The organism is Actinospineispora spinosispora DSM 44797, assembly GCF_000429025.1.
GTDB classification, from domain to species: Bacteria; Actinomycetota; Actinomycetes; order Mycobacteriales; family Pseudonocardiaceae; genus Pseudonocardia; species Pseudonocardia spinosispora.
The window spans coordinates 281013-298331 of sequence record NZ_KE386838.1; the positions used below are offsets into that span (position 1 = coordinate 281013).

Annotated in this window: 18 protein-coding genes; 9 read left to right on the forward strand and 9 right to left on the reverse strand. The window is 68.1% G+C overall.

Annotated features, from left to right (window positions below):
* Positions 1–64: 64 nt before the first annotated feature.
* Positions 65–1819, reverse strand: a complete 1755-nt coding sequence (gene dnaA / locus G406_RS0142020; RefSeq protein WP_028938542.1) for a chromosomal replication initiator protein DnaA — start codon at positions 1817–1819, stop codon at positions 65–67.
* Between the two features lie 494 nt (positions 1820–2313).
* Between dnaA and rpmH the strand changes: the two genes are divergently transcribed.
* The 8 genes from rpmH to G406_RS0142055 all read left to right on the forward strand — a co-directional run bounded on the left by rpmH (position 2314) and on the right by G406_RS0142055 (position 9080).
* Positions 2314–2457 (forward strand): 50S ribosomal protein L34, encoded by a 144-nt coding sequence (rpmH, locus tag G406_RS0142025; protein WP_028938543.1) that lies wholly within the window; start codon positions 2314–2316, stop codon positions 2455–2457.
* 16 nt (positions 2458–2473) lie between these two features.
* The gene (gene rnpA / locus G406_RS53130) at positions 2474–2866 is read left to right on the forward strand and encodes a ribonuclease P protein component (RefSeq protein WP_037081250.1); all 393 of its coding nucleotides are present in this window, start codon (positions 2474–2476) and stop codon (positions 2864–2866) included.
* Positions 2863–3174: a membrane protein insertion efficiency factor YidD gene (yidD, locus tag G406_RS56405; RefSeq protein WP_084216829.1), complete on the forward strand. Its 312-nt coding sequence runs from the start codon at positions 2863–2865 to the stop codon at positions 3172–3174. Before rnpA ends, yidD begins: the two co-directional genes overlap by 4 nt.
* Positions 3168–4283, forward strand: coding sequence for a membrane protein insertase YidC (gene yidC / locus G406_RS0142035; protein WP_028938544.1), 1116 nt, complete (start codon positions 3168–3170; stop codon positions 4281–4283). The genes yidD and yidC overlap by 7 nt, the downstream gene beginning before the upstream one ends.
* A gap of 86 nt (positions 4284–4369) precedes the next feature.
* On the forward strand, positions 4370–4912 hold the full coding sequence (locus tag G406_RS0142040; RefSeq protein ID WP_028938545.1) for a Jag family protein: 543 nt from the start codon (positions 4370–4372) through the stop codon (positions 4910–4912).
* 1404 nt (positions 4913–6316) lie between these two features.
* Positions 6317–7027: a 16S rRNA (guanine(527)-N(7))-methyltransferase RsmG gene (gene rsmG / locus G406_RS53135; RefSeq protein ID WP_211241428.1), complete on the forward strand. Its 711-nt coding sequence runs from the start codon at positions 6317–6319 to the stop codon at positions 7025–7027.
* Positions 7028–7224: 197 nt separating this feature from the next.
* Entirely contained in the window at positions 7225–8097 is an 873-nt protein-coding gene (locus tag G406_RS0142050; RefSeq protein WP_028938546.1) for a ParA family protein, read from the forward strand.
* The gene (locus G406_RS0142055; RefSeq protein WP_028938547.1) at positions 8094–9080 is read left to right on the forward strand and encodes a ParB/RepB/Spo0J family partition protein; all 987 of its coding nucleotides are present in this window, start codon (positions 8094–8096) and stop codon (positions 9078–9080) included. Before G406_RS0142050 ends, G406_RS0142055 begins: the two co-directional genes overlap by 4 nt.
* An 80-nt stretch (positions 9081–9160) precedes the next feature.
* Here G406_RS0142055 and G406_RS0142060 read toward each other — a convergent pair whose 3' ends face one another.
* Positions 9161–10105: a D-alanine--D-alanine ligase family protein gene (locus tag G406_RS0142060; protein ID WP_028938548.1), complete on the reverse strand. Its 945-nt coding sequence runs from the start codon at positions 10103–10105 to the stop codon at positions 9161–9163.
* Between the two features lie 13 nt (positions 10106–10118).
* Positions 10119–11429, reverse strand: a complete 1311-nt coding sequence (locus tag G406_RS0142065) for an aminotransferase-like domain-containing protein (RefSeq protein WP_051343396.1) — start codon at positions 11427–11429, stop codon at positions 10119–10121.
* A gap of 291 nt (positions 11430–11720) precedes the next feature.
* On the opposite strand from G406_RS0142065, the gene G406_RS53140 reads away from it, so the two are divergent.
* Positions 11721–12425, forward strand: coding sequence for a GNAT family N-acetyltransferase (locus tag G406_RS53140; protein ID WP_245607419.1), 705 nt, complete (start codon positions 11721–11723; stop codon positions 12423–12425).
* Here the strand turns inward: G406_RS53140 and G406_RS0142075 are convergent.
* The 6 genes from G406_RS0142075 to G406_RS0142100 form a co-directional block, all read right to left on the reverse strand.
* Positions 12352–13524, reverse strand: a complete 1173-nt coding sequence (locus G406_RS0142075) for an N-acetylmuramoyl-L-alanine amidase (RefSeq protein WP_028938550.1) — start codon at positions 13522–13524, stop codon at positions 12352–12354. The two genes, G406_RS53140 and G406_RS0142075, sit on opposite strands and share 74 nt — an antisense overlap.
* A gap of 206 nt (positions 13525–13730) precedes the next feature.
* Positions 13731–14060, reverse strand: coding sequence for a thioredoxin (gene trxA / locus G406_RS0142080; protein WP_028938551.1), 330 nt, complete (start codon positions 14058–14060; stop codon positions 13731–13733).
* A 45-nt stretch (positions 14061–14105) separates the two neighbouring features.
* Positions 14106–15101, reverse strand: a complete 996-nt coding sequence (gene trxB, locus G406_RS0142085) for a thioredoxin-disulfide reductase (RefSeq protein WP_028938552.1) — start codon at positions 15099–15101, stop codon at positions 14106–14108.
* A gap of 106 nt (positions 15102–15207) precedes the next feature.
* A complete protein-coding gene (locus G406_RS0142090) occupies positions 15208–15513 on the reverse strand; it encodes a hypothetical protein (RefSeq protein ID WP_028938553.1) in 306 nt (101 codons plus the stop codon).
* A 496-nt stretch (positions 15514–16009) separates the two neighbouring features.
* On the reverse strand, positions 16010–16564 hold the full coding sequence (gene sigM / locus G406_RS53145; protein WP_064743178.1) for an RNA polymerase sigma factor SigM: 555 nt from the start codon (positions 16562–16564) through the stop codon (positions 16010–16012).
* Between the two features lie 75 nt (positions 16565–16639).
* Entirely contained in the window at positions 16640–17251 is a 612-nt protein-coding gene (locus tag G406_RS0142100; protein WP_028938554.1) for a TetR/AcrR family transcriptional regulator, read from the reverse strand.
* Between the last annotated feature and the right edge of the window lie 68 nt (positions 17252–17319).

The window sequence follows — 17319 nt, forward strand, 5'->3', positions numbered from 1 at the left end:
AACCCGCCGAACGAGAGTGTGGCGTGGTGCGAGTGAGGGTGATGCGACGCAGGGCCGAGAGCACTCAGGCCTGGTTGCGTGCGCGCTGCTTGATGCGCGCGGTCAGCTCCTGGACCTGCTCGAAGGTCTTACGGCGCTGCGCGATCTCGTTGCGGATCTTCTTGTCCGCGTGCATGACCGTCGTGTGGTCGCGGCCGCCGAACGTCTGCCCGATGCGCGGCAGGGACAGATCGGTCAGCTCGCGGCACAGATACATGGCGATCTGCCGTGCTTGTGCGACCGCCTTCGTCTTACCGGGCCCGCACAGCTCGTCCATGGTCAGCTCGAAGTACTCGGCCGTCACCGCCATGATCGTCGGCGCGGTGATCTCCGGTGAGTGCGAGTCCGGGATCAGGTCACGCAGCACGATCTCGGCGAGCTGGGTGTCGACCGGCTGCCGGTTGAGCGACGCGAACGCGGTCACCCTGATCAGGGCGCCCTCCAGCTCGCGGATGTTGCGCTCGACCCTGGCCGCGATGAACTCCAGCACCTCGGCCGGCGCGGCGAGCCGATCCTGCGCCGCCTTCTTCCGGAGGATGGCGATCCGCGTCTCGAGCTCGGGCGGCTGGATGTCGGTGATCAGACCCCACTCGAACCGGGTCCGCATCCGGTCCTCCAGCGTCGCCAGCTGTTTCGGCGGCCGGTCGGAGGACACGACGATCTGCTTGTTCGTGTTGTGCAGCGTGTTGAAGGTATGGAAGAACTCCTCCTGAGTTCCTTCCTTACCTTCCAGGAACTGGATGTCGTCGACCAACAGGACGTCGACGTCGCGGTAGCGGCGCTGGAACGCCACCTTCCGGTCGTCGCGGAGGCTGTTGATGAAGTCGTTCGTGAACTCTTCGGTCGAGATGTACCGCACCCGCATGCCGGGGAACAGCCGCTGTGCGTAGTGCCCGACCGCGTGCAGCAGGTGCGTCTTGCCGAGCCCGGACTCGCCCCAGATGAACAGCGGGTTGTACGCGCGGGCCGGCGCCTCCGCGACCGCGACCGCCGCCGCGTGGCTGAACCGGTTCGACGCACCGATGACGAAGGTGTCGAACGTGTACTTCTCGTTGAGCCGGCTGTTCATCCTGGCCTGGGCGCTCAACGAGCCGGTGCCGCCGGGGTTCGAACCGACCGGCGGGACCGAGTGGCCGCCCGAGCCGTTGCCCGCCGAGTAGGTCGGCCAGTTCTCCTGCTGCTCCCTGGCGAAGCCAGAGTCCCTCGGCTGTTCACGCGGCTCGCGGAACTCCCGATGCTCGGGCTGGCCGAAGGCCTCGACATCCGGTCGGCCGTCGGGACCGGGCGGCGGCAGGTGCGACTGCTCGGGCGAGTAGCCGTTGTCCATCGGTTCGGCCTGGCGGTAGCCGCCGGCGCCGATCGGGGCAGTCGCATCGAGCGGGCCGATGCTCGATCCGCCCGTCGTGTAGCGCGGACGCTGCTCGGCCTGGCGGGACTCGGGCGGACCCTCGGCGTGCGGAACCTCAGTCCCGCTCGCGGCGCCCGCCGGGTCGACGACCACGGCGAGCGTGATCGACGTCCCGAGATGACGACCGAGTGCCTCGCTGATCGGGCGGCGCAGGATGCGTTCGATCGCGTCCTTGGCGAAGTCCGTCGGCGCGGCGAGCAGCGCGGTGTCGTCGAGCAGACCCAGCGGACGGGTCAGCCGGAGGAAAGCCCGCTGCTGCGCGGACAGAGTCGCACCCGGCTCACCGGACGCACCGGGATTGGGGGCACACAAATCGGCGACGACTCGCTGCCAGACCTCGCTGAGGCCATTTGCCTGCGATTGATCGGCCATCGTCGCCGCCTCCCCCCACTATGATCGAGTGCTGGTCGTACCGTCTGAGCATCGCCGCTGGTCGCACGCCATGACGAGCCCGAGCCGTCCACAGAGTTATCCACACCTGTGCGCGGGACGGTACGCGAGGAGCAACCGGCCTCTCCGGCTGACCCCCGCGGCAACCATGCCCCGGTAAGAAAGAGTGGCCTACTCACGGCCGAACTGTAGGGCTGCGCACGCTAACAACAGGTCGTACCCGACCACAAGTGTTTGGGCCGCGACGCGCGGGAAAGTGTGACCACCACCGGCGGTGCGACCCGGTTTGACCACCTGAAAGAGCGCTGCGTACCCTGGACCTAACCGCGTCGCCAGACGGCGCGCTGTGGCGTGCTGTCATCCGGCCTCCTCCCAGGGGGAAGCCGGGCGAAATCCGTTGAACGTCGACGGCGTGTGCACACTCCACTGTGTTCACGTATGTGGGCCACGTCGTTTCGGAACGGGAGATATCAGAAGTGAGCAAGGGCAAGCGCACCTTTCAGCCGAACAACCGCCGTCGTTCGCGCACCCACGGCTTCCGGCTCCGGATGCGGACCCGCGCCGGCCGGGCGATCCTGGCCGGGCGTCGCCGCAAGGGCCGGGAGAAGCTGTCCGCCTGATCGGGCGGGACGCACAATGCTCCCACCGACGGCGCGACTGACACACCGGGATGAGTTCACCGCGGTGGTCCGTCGCGGCCGTCGGTCAGGGAGATCCTTGTTGGTCATGCACATCCTGCTACCCGAACCGGCCGACCACGATGGGCCGAGGATCGGATTCGTGGTGAGCAAAGCGGTCGGCGGATCAGTGGTCCGCCATCGAGTGGCCCGGCGGCTCCGTCACGTCATGCGTGACCGGCTGCCCCAGCTGCCCTCCGGATCCCGCGTCGTGGTCCGCGCACTCCCCCGATCGGCCACCGCCACCTCCGCGAAGCTGGCCGCCGACGCCGACCGTGCACTGTCGGTCCTCCTGCGTGACGTCCCCCGTGACCCTCCCGCGCCCGGTGCGTTCCGCCCGGACGGGTCATGAGCGAGGACGCGCAGCACGCTCCGATGCTGGCCAGACCGCTGATCCTGCTCTTTCGCGGCTACCAGCGCTGGATCTCCCCCGTTCTACCACCGAGCTGCCGGTTCTACCCGAGCTGCAGCGCCTACGCGATCGAAGCCCTGCGGGTGCACGGGCTCGTCCGAGGTCTCGGTTTGACCGTGTGGCGACTACTGCGCTGCGCACCCTGGCACCCTGGAGGCATCGACCCCGTGCCACCCAGTCGATCCCGCGCTGATGCGTCAGCTGAGGTTGGAACCACCAGCGCCACCGAGGAGCAAGCGTCGTGCTGAATTTCATCTACTGGCCGGTCTCGGCGATCCTGTGGTTCTGGCACAAAGCCTTCGGCTATGTGCTGGGCGTGGACAACGGCGCGGCATGGGCCCTGTCCGTGACGTTCCTGGTCTTCACGCTGCGGGCGATCCTGTACAAGCCGTTCGTGCACCAGGTCCGGTCCATGCGCAAGATGCAGGAGTTCTCCCCGGAGATCAAGAAGCTGCAGAAGAAGTACGCGGGCAACAAGCAGAAGCTCGCGGAAGAGATGCAGAAGCTCCAGAAGGAGCACGGCGTCAGCCCGCTCGGCGGCTGCCTGCCGATGCTGGTGCAGGTCCCGGTGTTCATCGGCCTGTTCCACGTGCTGAAGGGCTTCAACCCGCACTTCCCGAACAACTACATCTTCACCCGTACCGACATCGAGTCGTTCAACCGCGCCCACGTGTTCGGCGCGAAGCTCGGTGCCGCGCTGATCCCCTACGGGCAGGGCTCGCTGCCGCTCGCGGAGTACAACACCACGGTCAGCCAGATGCTCATCGTGATGATCCCGCTGATGATCGCGGCCGGCTTCTTCACCCACCTCACCGCCCGGCACAACGTCGCCCGGCAGACCGCGGTCCAGGAAGCCAACCCGCAGACCGCGATGATGAACAAACTGACGCTGTACGTCATGCCGATCGGTGTGGTCATCGGTGCGCCGTTCCTGCCGCTGGCGATCCTCATGTACTGGGTGTCGAACAACCTGTGGACCCTCGGTCAGCAGCACCTCGTCTACAAGAAGATCGACGAGGAAGAGGCGGAGAAGGCCACCAAGAAGACCGAGGTCGCCCGCACTCTGGCACCGAAGGTCGGCCAGAAGCCGATCGTCGAGAACAAGAAGAAGCCAGGCGCCAAGCCGATCACCCCGAGCAAGCGTCCCGCCGGTACCGAGGGCAAGCCCGAGCAGAAGCCCGCCGAGAACGCGGCTGACGCATCGAGCGCCGAGGACAAGCCGGCCGCGCAGCCCGGCACGGACACCAACGGCTCTGCTCCCCAGAGCAACGGATCCACCAGCACGAACGGCGCGGGCAACCGTCGCAACGTGCAGTCGGGCGGAGCAGGTAACCGAGGTCGCAAGAGACAGCGGTGAACCCGACCGCCCCCCAATCCAACAAATCCGGTGGCGCGTGACAGCGGCCGGTACGGTGCTGCCCAGATGCGGCGAGAGGAGCAATCGTGGCGAAGACTGCGGAGGCTGACCAGGCGGACCACGCAGGTGGTGGCGAGCCGACCGGCGGCGGTAGCTCGCTGTCCGGCGAAGACCTGCTGATCCGTGAAGGTGACGTGGCGGCCGACTACCTGGAGCGGCTGCTCGACCTGCTCGACTACGACGGCGACCTCGACATCGACGTCGAAGCAGGACGAGCGGTCGTGAGCGTCGACGGCGGCGGCGACCTGACGAAGCTGGTCGGCGACAAGGGCGCCGGGCTCGAAGCACTGCAGGAACTGACCCGGCTCGCCGTTCAGCAGAACACCGGAACACGTAGCCGCCTCATGCTGGACGTCGCAGGCTGGCGAGTGGCGCGTCGCGCGGAGCTGGCCGAGCTCGGGAAGATCACGGCACAGGACGTGCTGAACACCGGCGAGCCGGTGCGGATGCGACCCATGACCCCGTTCGAGCGGAAGGTCGTTCACGACGCGGTCGCCGCGATTCGTGGGGTCACCAGCGAGAGCGAGGGCGAGGACCCCCGCCGGCGGGTCGTCATCTCGCCCAAGTAGCCGCTCCTGGTTTCACGTGAAACAAAAGCCCGCCCCGGTTTCTGCCGGGGCGGGTTTTGTTTTGGGGTCTTGGGGTCGGGTCTTACTGCTCGCAGGGGGTGTTGTGGCTGGGTTGGCTGTGGCTGGGTTGGGTGGCTTGGGTTGTGGGCCTGCGGGGGTGGGTGGGTTTTGCAGGTCGGGCTGTGGGGTTTTAGCGGTGGGTGGAGGTGCAGGCTGTGTTGCCTGGCCTGTTCCGCGCGATATTTTTCTGTGACCACCCCGGCTCGCGTAAACGCTCGCTGGGGTACTCCCAGAAAAAAAGGCTCGAGGACTCGCCCAACCGCGCGCTTGGTGCCCCGGCTTGGGAGCCGCCCCTCATGCACTACCCGCCTTCGGCGGAACCCCTCCGGGCGCCTTTGCGGGGCCCACCTGTGAAACGTGCGTCGCCCCATTCCCGGTGCTGGGTGAGGGGGCTCTAGACATGACCCGCATCCCACGACGAACGCCTGCGCTCCACCAGGAATGCTGTGCAGCCGCACCAGGACTGCCTGCGCATGTACAAGTGTCTTGAAAGCCGGCTCCGCGAGTCTCCGAAGGAGTTCCGGCGAAGGCCGGCGTAGTGAATGTCCGCGACCACCCACCCAGCTGCCAGGGCGGCTCTCGGGGTTCCCCCGAGCGCGCGCCCGGGCGAGTCCTCGAGCCTTTTTTTCTGGGAGTACCCCAGCGAGCGTTTACGCGAGCCGGGGTGGTCACAGAAAAAAGTCGCGCGCGGGACAGGCCCAACAAGCCAGCCTGCACCTCCACCCACCGCTAGAGCCCCACAGCCTGAGCTACCCACGCCAACCACCCCCGCAGGCCCACATGCCCGAGCTACCCTGCCCAACCACAGCTAGCTCACCCACCGGCCACCCCCAGCCCCCAGAATCCGTAATTCATCGTATGATGAATTAGCCATAAGCCCGCCTGGTCGCAACCAGGAGGCGCGTCCAGATCGGGTCGGGCTCCCCGGTCGCGGCCCCACGTGATCACGCCTCTCCGGCCATCTCAGGGCGCGCTCATTTCGCCAGATCTGACGTCGCCTCGCTCCGCGGGTAGGACCCCAGCGATGTGGTCAAGCTCGAGATCTCAGAGCCTCTCATCGCCTCGCCCCAAACGACCCCACGACCGATCAGAGATCAACAAATGCGTGGTTTCACGTGAAACATCGGAGGGTTCGGCCGAACGAGAAGCGTCGGGGGCGGAAGGCATAATTGGCTGTGCCCGCCTCTCGCGTCGTCGGCCATCCTCAATCACGATCGTCACCCCAGTGCGTCGCCGTTTTCACTCGGCGCCGTGTCGATGCGAGTGATCTGCACGGGCGAAGCGGAGCGGTCTAGTGAGTAGCGGGGACGGGACAGTGAGTAAGTCGCACGGCGGGAGTTGGAGATGATGACCGACTTGGGTCTCTCGGATGTTCCCGCTGAGTTGGCGGGGCCGGCGGCGGAGCTGTTCGGTGATCGGCTGGCCGGCGTGCGTCGGTACGCGGCCCTGCTGGCGGACACCGGTGTGGCGCACGGACTGATCGGTCCGAGCGAGGGTGGTCGAATCTGGCAGCGTCATCTACTGAACTGTGCGGTCATGGCGGAGCTGATCGAGCCGGATGCGCGCGTTCTCGATATCGGGTCCGGGGCCGGCTTGCCGGGTATCCCCCTGGCGCTTGCTCGGCCCGATCTGGAGATCGTTCTGCTGGAGCCGATGGCTCGGCGGGTCGAGTGGCTGCGGTCGACCGTGGCCGAGCTCGACCTTCCGATCACGGTCGCCCGGGGCCGTGCCGAGGAACGGACGGTTCAGCGAGACTGGGCCGGCGCGGATGTGGTGACGGCGCGAGCCGTTGCCCCGCTGGCTCGGCTGGCCGGTTGGGCGCTGCCGTTGACTCGGATCGGTGGGCGCATGTTGGCACTGAAGGGTGCATCCGCGGCCGAAGAGGTGGATCGGGACCGTGCGGCGGTGCGTGGTTTTGGAGGGTCGGCACCGCGCGTGGTCCAATGCGGGAGCACGCTTGTCGATCCGCCGACCACCGTTGTCATAGTGGAGCGGACGGCCGCGAAAGTGGGTTCTCGAGCGGCGAGCGCGGCATCGAGGGGGCGGAAGCGATGAGTGCCCGACCGTTCGACGAACACCAGAGCGACTACGGCGACGATGCCGATCGCGGCGTCAACACCGGCGCGAGTTCTACCGATGTTTCACGTGAAACATCGGCCGCTGGTCCGGCAATGACGATGACGGGCCGGAACACCAGCTACCGAGCCAAGCGCGCGAACAGCGCGCAGGCTCCCACGACATCGGAGGAGTTTATGTGGACTCCCATCGCTGAAGAAGCAGAACGTGCCGCGCGGGTGCTCCATCCGCACGGACGCGAGATGCAGAGACCGGCACAGCGGCGGATTCTCACGGTTGCCAACCAGAAGGGCGGCGTCGGTAAGACGACGAGCACGGTGAACCTGGCCGCCGCTCTCACGTCCTACGGAATGCGCGTCCTGGTGGTCGACCTCGACCCGCAGGGCAACGCCAGCACCGCGCTCGGGGTCGAGCACACGAGCGGCACACCCTCGGTCTACGAGGCACTGCTGGGCGAGATCGAGCTGGCCGACGCGGTTCAGGAGAGCACGCAGTCCCCCGAGCTCCTGTGCGTGCCGGCGACGATCGATCTGGCCGGCGCCGAGATCGAGTTGGTCAGCATGGTCGCCCGGGAGGCGCGGCTGAAGCAGGCGCTGAACGACGAGGCGCTCGACGAGCTGGACGTGGATTACGTCCTGATCGACTGCCCGCCGTCGCTCGGCCTTCTGACGGTCAACGCGCTCGTGGCGGCGGCGGAGGTGCTCATCCCGATCCAGTGCGAGTACTACGCGCTGGAGGGTGTGGGGCAGCTGCTGAACAACATCGAGCTGGTGCGCGCCCACCTGAACACCTCGCTGAACATCTCGACGATCCTGCTCACCATGTACGACGGACGCACCAAGCTGGCTGATCAGGTGACGACCGAAGTTCGTCAGCACTTCGGCGACCGTGTGCTGCGAACCGTCATCCCGCGCAGCGTGAAGGTGTCCGAGGCTCCCGGCTTCGGGCAGACGATTCTGGCTTACGATCCGGGCTCGCGGGGCGCGATGAGCTACCTCGACGCGGCACGGGAAATGGTGGCGCAACAGGACGCGGGGACCGGCAGGTGAACACACGCAAGGGCGGCCTCGGCCGCGGGTTGGCGGCGTTGATTCCAGCGGCACCGGACGGCGCTCCGGCGCAACCGGGACCGGGGGTCGCGGTACCGATCGCGAGTAGGACGAACGGCGCGGACAAGGCGGTTGCCGACGAGGTCGCCGGCACCGTGGCGGGCGCCAGCTACCGCGAGCTGACGACGTCGTCGATCGCACCGAACCCGCAGCAGCCCCGTCGGCAGTTCGACGAGGAAGCCCTTGCCGAGTTGTCGCACTCCATCAAGGAGTTCGGCCTCCTGCAGCCGATCGTCGTCCGCGAGGTCGGCCGCGAGAAGTTCCAACTCATCATGGGTGAGCGGCGGTGGCGAGCCGCGCAGCTCGCCGGCCTGGAGCGGCTGCCGGCGATCGTGCGGCAGACCGAGGACGACGCGTTGCTGCGTGACGCACTGCTGGAGAACATCCACCGGGTCCAGCTCAACCCCCTGGAGGAGGCTGCCGCCTACGAGCAGCTGCTCGCCGAGTTCGGCGTCACCCACGACCAGCTCGCCGACCGTCTCGGCCGCAGCCGTCCGGTCGTGACCAACATGATTCGTCTTCTCCGGCTGCCCGTCGCGGTGCAGCGCCGGGTCGCCGCCGGAGTCCTGTCCGCCGGCCACGCCAGGGCGCTGCTGGGAGTAGACGATGTGGGCCGTCAGGAGGAGCTGGCGGCCCGCGTGGTGGCTGAGGGTATGTCGGTGAGGGCGACCGAGGAAGCGGTCACCCTGGCCAAACGAGACCCCGATCGGCCCCGCTCGGCCGGGCCGTCCCGCAAGCCCACCCGTCCCCCGGAGATCGATCAGCTCGCCAGTCGGTTGTCGGACTCGTTCGACACCCGGGTGAAGGTCGAGCTCGGTCAGCGCAAGGGCAAGATCGTGGTGGAGTTCGGTTCGCTGGACGACCTGGAGCGCATCGTCGCCCTGATGAACCCGGGAGCTTCGATCACACCGCCCGACGCCTGACAGCTCCCCCGCTCGACACACAACGACGCCGCACCCGAGATCGATGGGTGCGGCGTCGTTGTTTCACGTGAAACGTACGCTCAGCTCCGACGGATCGCCTCGTCGATGAGCGTGCTGAACAACTGGCCGAGGTGCTCGCCCTCGGTGGCCATCGCGGTCGGCAGCAGCGAGGTCTCGGTCAGTCCGGGGAAGGTGTTCACCTCGAGGACCACGACCGTGCCGTCCTCGGTGACGATCGCGTCGGTGCGGGACAGGTCGCGCAGCCCCAGCAGCCGGTGGACCTCCAGCGCGGCCTGCTCGGCGGCGCGCAGCACGTCCGGGTCGAGTCGGGCCGGACACGGGAACGTGGTCGCCCCCTGGGTGTAGCGGGCGGTGTAGTCGTACACACCGCCCTTCGCGCACACCTCGACGACCGGGAGCGCGCGCGGCGTCGGGTCCGCGATCACCGAGACGGCGACCTCGGTCCCGGTGATGTAGCGCTCGGCGAGGACGGCGGTTCCATAGGCGAGGCAGTCCACCATCGCGGCGGGCAGGTCCTCGGCGTCGCGCACCAGCCGGGCACCCAGGGCAGAGCCGCCCTGGTCCGGCTTGATCATCATGGGCAGGCCGAGCCGGGACACCATGGCGTCCAGCACGCCGCGCGCCCCCAACTCGCGGAACGTCGCGTGCGGCAGCGTGACCCAGTCCGGCGTGTGCAGACCGGCCCTGGCGATCTCCGCCTTCGCCGTCGGCTTGTCCCAGGCCAGCCGGCACGCCCGGGAGCCGGAACCGACGAACGGCACGTCGAGCATCTCCAGCACGCTCTGGACCGCGCCGTTCTCCCCGTCCCCGCCGTGCAGCGCGATGAGGACCGCCTCGGGTCGTTCGGTCCGCAACCTGTCGAGCAGGCCGGCGTCGGCGTCCCACTCCGAGACGACCGCTCCGACGTCACGCAGGTCGGCGGCGAGTCGCCGCCCGGACCGCAAGGACACCTCGCGCTCGTGCGACAACCCGCCTGCCAAGACCGCTACTGTTCGCTCACCCACGCGGTGAGCGTACTCAGGTCGTGTCCGGGGAAGGGCTCTGCGGCCCGCGCCGGACGTTCACCGACGAACCAGGCAGCGCTCGAATGGACGTTCGAGCGGGCGTGCCGAAGGTGCGCAGCACGTCGAGCTCGGCGTTCAGCACGCCGGCGAGCCTGCGGACGCCCTCGGTGATGCGCTCCGGCGTCGGATAGCAGTAGGACAGCCTCAGCTGCCTGCTGCCCAGCCCGTCCGCGTAGAAGCCGGTGCCGGACGCGTAGGCGACCCGGGCACTGACCGCGCGGGGCAGCATCGCCTTCGTGTCGACGCCCTCCGGCACGGTGACCCACACGTAGAACCCGCCGTCCGGGTGCGTCCAGCGGCAACCCTCCGGCAGGTACGTGCTCAGCGCGGACAGCATCGCGTCCCGACGCACCCGATAGGTCTGCTGGAACGACTTGATCTGGCCGCGCCAGTCGTGCCCGGCGAGGTAGCGGGAGACCATCATCTGGTTGAAGGACGGCGGGCACAGGATCGCCGACTCGGCGGCCAGCACCAGCTTGTCCCGCACCGAGGGCGGCGCGAGCGCCCAGCCGACCCGCAGGCCGGACGCGAACGTCTTCGAGAACGAACCGAGGTAGATGACGTTGTCCGGGTCCATCGACCTCAGCGAGGGGTAGGTCTGGCCGTCGAAGCCGAGCAGGCCGTACGGGTTGTCCTCGATGACCAGCACGTCGTACCGACGGCAGATGTCGAGGATCTCGGCGCGCCGGGACACCGCAAGCGTCACACCGGCCGGGTTGTGGAAGTTCGGGATCGTGTACAGGAACTTGGCGCGACGACCGGCGGTCGCGAGCGCCTCCAGCGCCTGGCTGAGTGCCGCCGGCTGCAGACCGTCGTCGTCCATGGCCACATGCACGACCTGCGCCTGGTAGGCCGCGAACGAACCCAGCGCGCCGACGTAGGACGGGCCCTCGGCGAGGACGATGTCGCCAGGATCACAGAACAGTCTGGTGACCAGATCCAGGGCCATCTGCGAGCCGACGGTGACCACGACGTCGTCGGCGTGCGCGCGGATTCCCTCCTCCGCCATAACCTCGAGAATCTGTTCACGCAGCAGCGGGATGCCCTGCGCGGAGCCGTACTGCAACGCGGACAGGCCGTCCTTGGCGACCAGCTCGGAAACCTGCGCGGCCAGTGTGTCCAGCGGCAATGCGGCCAGGTTGGGCATTCCGCCCGCCAGCGACACCACTTCGGGGCGGCTCGCCACCGCGAACAACGCTCGGATCTCCGACGCCGTCATGCCCTCGGTCCGGCTTGCGAACCGATCGTTGTGGGCCGAGGTCATCGGGGCCGCCGACTGGGGCGGCTGTAGATCATCCGACACGCTGACGCTCCATTGCTCAGGCACAGTGCTTGCGAGATGGACACTTCCCAGCGAGTGTAAGCGAGGACGCCACGCGGCTGGACCCTTCGGCGATGTTCACCGACCGGTTGCGGAAGCGCTGTGTCACTTCGCTACAGGTCCGTTCTATTGTCGGGGAACGGCCTGTCGGAAGTGGCCACTGGCCTGCGGCGTTGCGTGGCACAAAGCTGGCAGTCAGATGACGTACCCGCCGAGCCTGGAGGTCTGGAACACGTGTCGATCGGGCCTTCCTCGGTGAGTGGTGTGACCCTCGACAACATCGACGAACTGCCGAAGCGCTGTCGTCGATGTGTCTTCTGGGAGCTCGCGCCGCACGCCGCCGAGCAGGCGGCCGAATACGGCAACACCGAGCTGGAGAAAGAGGCCTGGTTGTCCAGCACGCTGCTGGACTGGGGCTCCTGCGGCAAGATCGTGCACGTCGACCAGGTCGCCGCCGGCTACGCGATGTACGCGCCGCCCGCCGCCGTACCCAGGGCCACGACGTTCCCGACCGGCCCCATCAGCCACGACGCCGTGCTGCTGACCGCCGTCGCGGTGCTCCCGGAGATGGCGGGCTCCGGTATCGGCCGGATGCTCGTGCAGGCCGTGGCGAAGGACCTCACCAGGCGCGGCGTGAAGGCGATCGAGGCGTTCGGCGACGCCGCCCCGACCGCCGACTCGCACTGCGTCATCCCGGCGGACTTCCTGATCTCGGTCGGCTTCAAGACGATCCGCCCGCACCACCGCTGGCCCCGGCTGCGCCTGGAACTGCGCAGCGGTCTGTCCTGGAAGGAAGACGTCGAGGCAGCCCTGGAACGGTTGCTGAAGGAGATCGCGATCCCGGCGCAGAGCACCGGGGCCGTCCCTACCGAGATCGTCCCGGCGCCGCAGGGCCTGCCGCGCGCGCCAGCTCGTGAGCCAGCACGTCCTGGAAGGTGAACGTGCCGGTCGGCTGGTCGTCCTGACCGAGTAGGTACAGGCGCTTCACCGCGACCAGGATCCCCTCGGCGACGACGTCGCGGAACACCGGGTCGAGCAGCTTGCGCCGGTCACCTAGGTTCGTCAGGTAGCCGACCTCGATGCGCACCGCCGGCATCTGGGTGAGCCGCAGCATCTCCCAGGTACGTGGCTGGATGCCGCAGTCCAGCATCCGGGTGCGGACCACGAGCTCACGGTGGATGAGCCCGGCCAGCGCCTCGCCGACGGTGGACGTCGAACCGTTGCCGTTGCCGAAGTGGAACGTCGCCAAACCCTGCGCGTGCATGCTGTAGTTCGCGTCGATGTGCAGCGACAGCACCATGTCGGCGCCCGCGGCGTTGGCGAACGCGGCCCGCTCCGCCTCCGGCGGGCAGGAGTGCTCGCCCCTGGTCAGCAGCGCCTCCATGCCGGTGGCCGCCATGCGGCCCTCCAGCCGGCGCGCCATGTCCCACATCAGGTCGGCCTCGGCGATGCGGTCGACCATCACGCCGCGATCCGGGCCGCCGTGACCTGGATCGATCACGATGCGCTTGCCTCGCAGCTTCGGACCAGCCGTGCGGACCCGCTCCTGCTCACGCAGCAACCCGGGACGCCCACCGGTCACCTTGCGGCCCAGCTGGCGCAGCGCACGCAGGGTCGCGGGACCGCAGATGCCGTCCTGGTTGAGCCCGTACTCGCGCTGGAAGCCACGCAGCGCGCTCTCCGTCTGGGCGTCGAACACCCCGGCCGGACGGCCGGTGTCGAAGCCCAGCTCCAACAACCGCTCCTGCAGCGCAAATACATCGTCACCGGCCATCGGCGCCGATATCATCAGCCCGAGCATGCGGTCGCCCAGTGTCCAGCGTGCCTCGCGCAACGCGCGGTAGGTCGCCGCACCGACGATCCCGTCGGTGATCAGGCCGCGTTCCTGCTGGAATGCCCGGACGGCCTGCTGTACGAGGGCGTCATAGCGGTCGTCGGGGGTGTTGGGGACGTGGGGCGGAAGCAGCCCGAACTCGCGTAATGCGGAGCGCACTTCGGCGACGGCCGGACCGGTGTCCCCCGTACGCAGTAGCTGCATGCACCCCTCGCTCGCTCAATGTGCCGTACTTGATCAGGCCGGTAATGGACCCGATCGTGGCGCCTGTTACTGGGCTGCTTCATTGTGCCCTGACGCGTTCTGTTGTATCGACAGTGCCCCCCGTGCCACACCCCTAAACAGGGGTGGCATACGAGAAGAGCCCGCCCGGCCCCAGTGGGAGTCGAGCGGGCTCTGCTGATCCGGTACTAGCCCAGGTAGTCCTTCAGGTCGTTGAGCAGCGCGGCCTTCGGCTTGGCGCCCACGATCTGCTTGACGGCCTTGCCGTCCTGGAAGACGATCATCGTCGGGATCGACATGACCTGGTAGTCCCGCGCGGTGCTCGGGTTCTGGTCGATGTCGAGCTTCGCCACGGTGATCTTGTCGGCGTTCTCGCCGGCGATCTCGTCGAGGACCGGGGAGACCATCTTGCACGGACCGCACCAGGTGGCCCAGAAGTCCACCACGACGGTCTTGCCGCTCTCCAGCACGTCCGACTTGAACGTGGCGTCGGTGACGTCCACGGTGTGGTTACCCATCGCAAACTCCTTCGGATTGTCGTTGTCTACAAAGACCTGTGCTGGTCAGCGGGCCGAGACCGGCTCGCTCGCTCCGTAGCCGCCGCCCACGTGCTCCGCGTCGACCGGCTGCTCGGCGAGCCAGCGCTCCGCGTCGATCGCGGCGGAACAGCCCGAGCCGGCAGCCGTGATCGCCTGACGGTAGGTGCGGTCCACCAGGTCACCAGCGGCGAACACACCCGGGATGTCGGTGTAGGTGCTCGGCGACCTCGTCTGCAGGTAGCCGTCCGCGTCGGTGGGCAGCACGTCGCGCACGATGTCGCTACGCGGGTCGTGACCGATCGCCACGAACATCGCGGTGACGTCCAGTACCGACTCCTCGCCGGTGCGGGTGTCGCGCAGCTTCAAGCCGGAGACCGTGTTCTCGCCGACCACGCCCTCGACCGCGACGTTGGTCCGCCAACGGATCTTCGGGTCGTTCTGTGCACGCTCCAACATGATGCGCGAAGCACGGAACTCGTCGCGCCGGTGCACGATCGTGACGGTGCGGGCGAACCGGGTGAGGAAGGTGGCCTCCTCCATCGCCGAGTCACCGCCGCCGACCACCGCGATGTCCTGGTCGCGGAAGAAGAAACCGTCACAGGTCGCACACGCGCTGACGCCCCGCCCGAGCAGCTCCTGCTCCCCCGGGATGCCGAGGTAGCGAGCCGCGGCACCCATCGCGAGGATGACCGCGCGCGCCCGGTACGTCGTGCCGTTCGCGCTCACCGTCTTGATCGGACCGGCCAGCTCGACCGACTCGACGTCCTCCGCGCGCAGATCAGCGCCGAAGCGTTTCGCCTGCTCACGCATCTGCTCCATGAGGTCGGGACCCATGATGCCGCCGGAGAAGCCCGGGAAGTTCTCCACTTCGGTGGTGGTCATCAACGCGCCGCCGAACTGGCTGCCCTCGAAGACCAGCGGGTTCAGCTGGGCACGCGCCGCGTACACCGCGGCGGTGTAGCCGGCAGGGCCCGATCCGATGATCACCAGGTCCCGCACGTCCGACTCGTTGCCAGTCATTCCACCCGTCCGTTCCGCGCTCGTCGCCGGTTCTGTGATGCACGCTGTTCAACACGATCCTAGGAGGCGGCATTCCCGCAGGTGACACACGCCGCTATCACACCTCTCAGCGGTCCCGGTCGGACAGCAACCGGCCGGTGCCGGGGCCGCAATCCTCGGTGACGACGACGATCCGATAGCGCCCCGGGACGTCCCCGGGCAGCACCAGCTGCACGCCGCCCTGATCGATGCGCCTGCCGTCGAGCACCGTGGCCCCGGTGGCGCCCACCAGCTCCAGGCAGCCGGCCATCCTGGCCGGATCCGCCAGGTCGCCGATGTCCCGGGGATCGTGGGTGTACAGCGCCTGTGGCGGAGGAGCGGCCGGTACGGGACCGGTCGGGGAGGAGCCGGGGACGGCGAGCAGCAGCGTCACTGTGGCCGCAGCCGCAGCCAGGATTGTTTCGGGCTGTCTTTTTGGGCCTGTTTCGCGCGATATTTTTCTGTGACCACCCCGGCTCGCGTAAACGCTCGCTGGGGTACTCCCAGAAAAAAAGGCTCGAGGACTCGCCCAACCGCGCGCTTGTGCCCACCCTGGGAGCCGCCCTGGCAGCCGAGCACGTTGGTTGCGGACATTCACTCGCCGGCCTTCGCCGGAACTCCTTCGGAGACTTGCGGAGCCGGCTTAGCTGTCGCCGCCTTAGCTGTCGCCGGCTTGGCTGTTGCTGGCTTGGCTGTTGTTGGCTTGGCTGTTGCTGGCTTGGTGGTTGTTGGGGTTGGGGTGGCTTCGGTGGAGGTGGTGGCGGCGACAGGCGGAGGCGGTGGGAGTTTTGCCAGGGCCTCGTGCCAGCGTTTTACCAGGTCGGGGGGCGGTTCTGGGAGGGGCTCGGCGGCCAGGCGGCGCCGGATCGCCTCGATCTGCTCTGACTCGCTCACGCTTGCCCCTCCGGTGCCAGTACCTCGGCGAGTTGACGTCGTGCTCGTGAGCACCGGCTCTTCACGGTGCCGACCGGTACGCCGAGCATGTCGGCCACCTCCTGAACGGGATAGCCGTGGATGTCGACCAGGACGATCACGACCCGCTGGTGCGCCGGCAGCAGGTCCATCGCCGACCACAGGTCCAGGTTGCGTTCGTGGTCGGCGATCGGATCGCGCGGCGTGGGTAATCGTTCGATGATCTCGTCCGTGACCGGTGTGTCCGGCCGCGCCTGCGTGCGGCGGTAGCGGTCCCGGCAGGCGTTCAGCACGATCTTCGCCAGCCAGCCGCGTGCCGAATCCTCGGTGCGACAGCGGTGCGCGTTCTGGTGCGCGCTGATCAACGCGTCCTGGACGGCGTCGGCCGCATCGTGGTAGCTGCGCAGGCTGCCGAGGGCGATCGACCACATCACCGACTGATGACGGCCGGCCAGCTCACCGAAAGCGTGTGGGTCGCCGGCCAGATGTGCGCGGATCAGCGCGCCGTCGGTCAGCGTGTCGGAAAGGGTCACGATCGCGGACGCTAGGCGGCGGCGACCATCCGTGAGCCTCGTCGGCCGATTTGCTTCGCGAACGCATGTATTTGCTTATCGAACCACTGGCGTGGCGCCCAGGGCCCGGACGATGAACTCGGTGAGTGTGTCCAGGTAGCCGGGCTCCGCGTCCGCACCACGAACCGAGATGCGCCAGTAGATCGGGGCGGCCAGCAGGTCGACCGCCATCTCCAGGTCCAGGTCCGTCGGCAGCTCACCCCGCTCCATGGCCCGATGCAGCGGCGCCAGGGCCAGCGCCCGGCGGGGCTCGCCGATCGCCCGCTGCGCCGCCTGCGCGAGCGCGGGCGTGCGCGCGGCCTCCGCGACCAGATCGGGCAGGATGCGCGCGAACAGCGGGTGGGTCAGCCACTCGTGGACGGCGCCGATCAGGATGCGCACGTCCCCGGCCAGTGAACCGGTGTTCGGCGACGGAACCCTCGGCACGCTGAAGTCGGTGATCGCCGCGATCACCATGTCCTGCTTACGCGGCCAGCGCCGGTACAGCGCGCTCTTGCCGACTCCGGCCCGCTTGGCCACCGCCTCCATCGCCAACCGGCCGTAGCCGTTCTCGGCGAGCTCCGCGAACACCGCCTCGGTGATCGCATCGGTGACCTTGGGCTGGAGGACCGCGGCACCGGTCGGCGTACGGCGGGGCTGGCTGGTCATGTGCTCACTCTGCCTCACTGAGAGCGGTGGACGGAACGGTACCGTCCCGCGTACTGTCACGTCGGGAC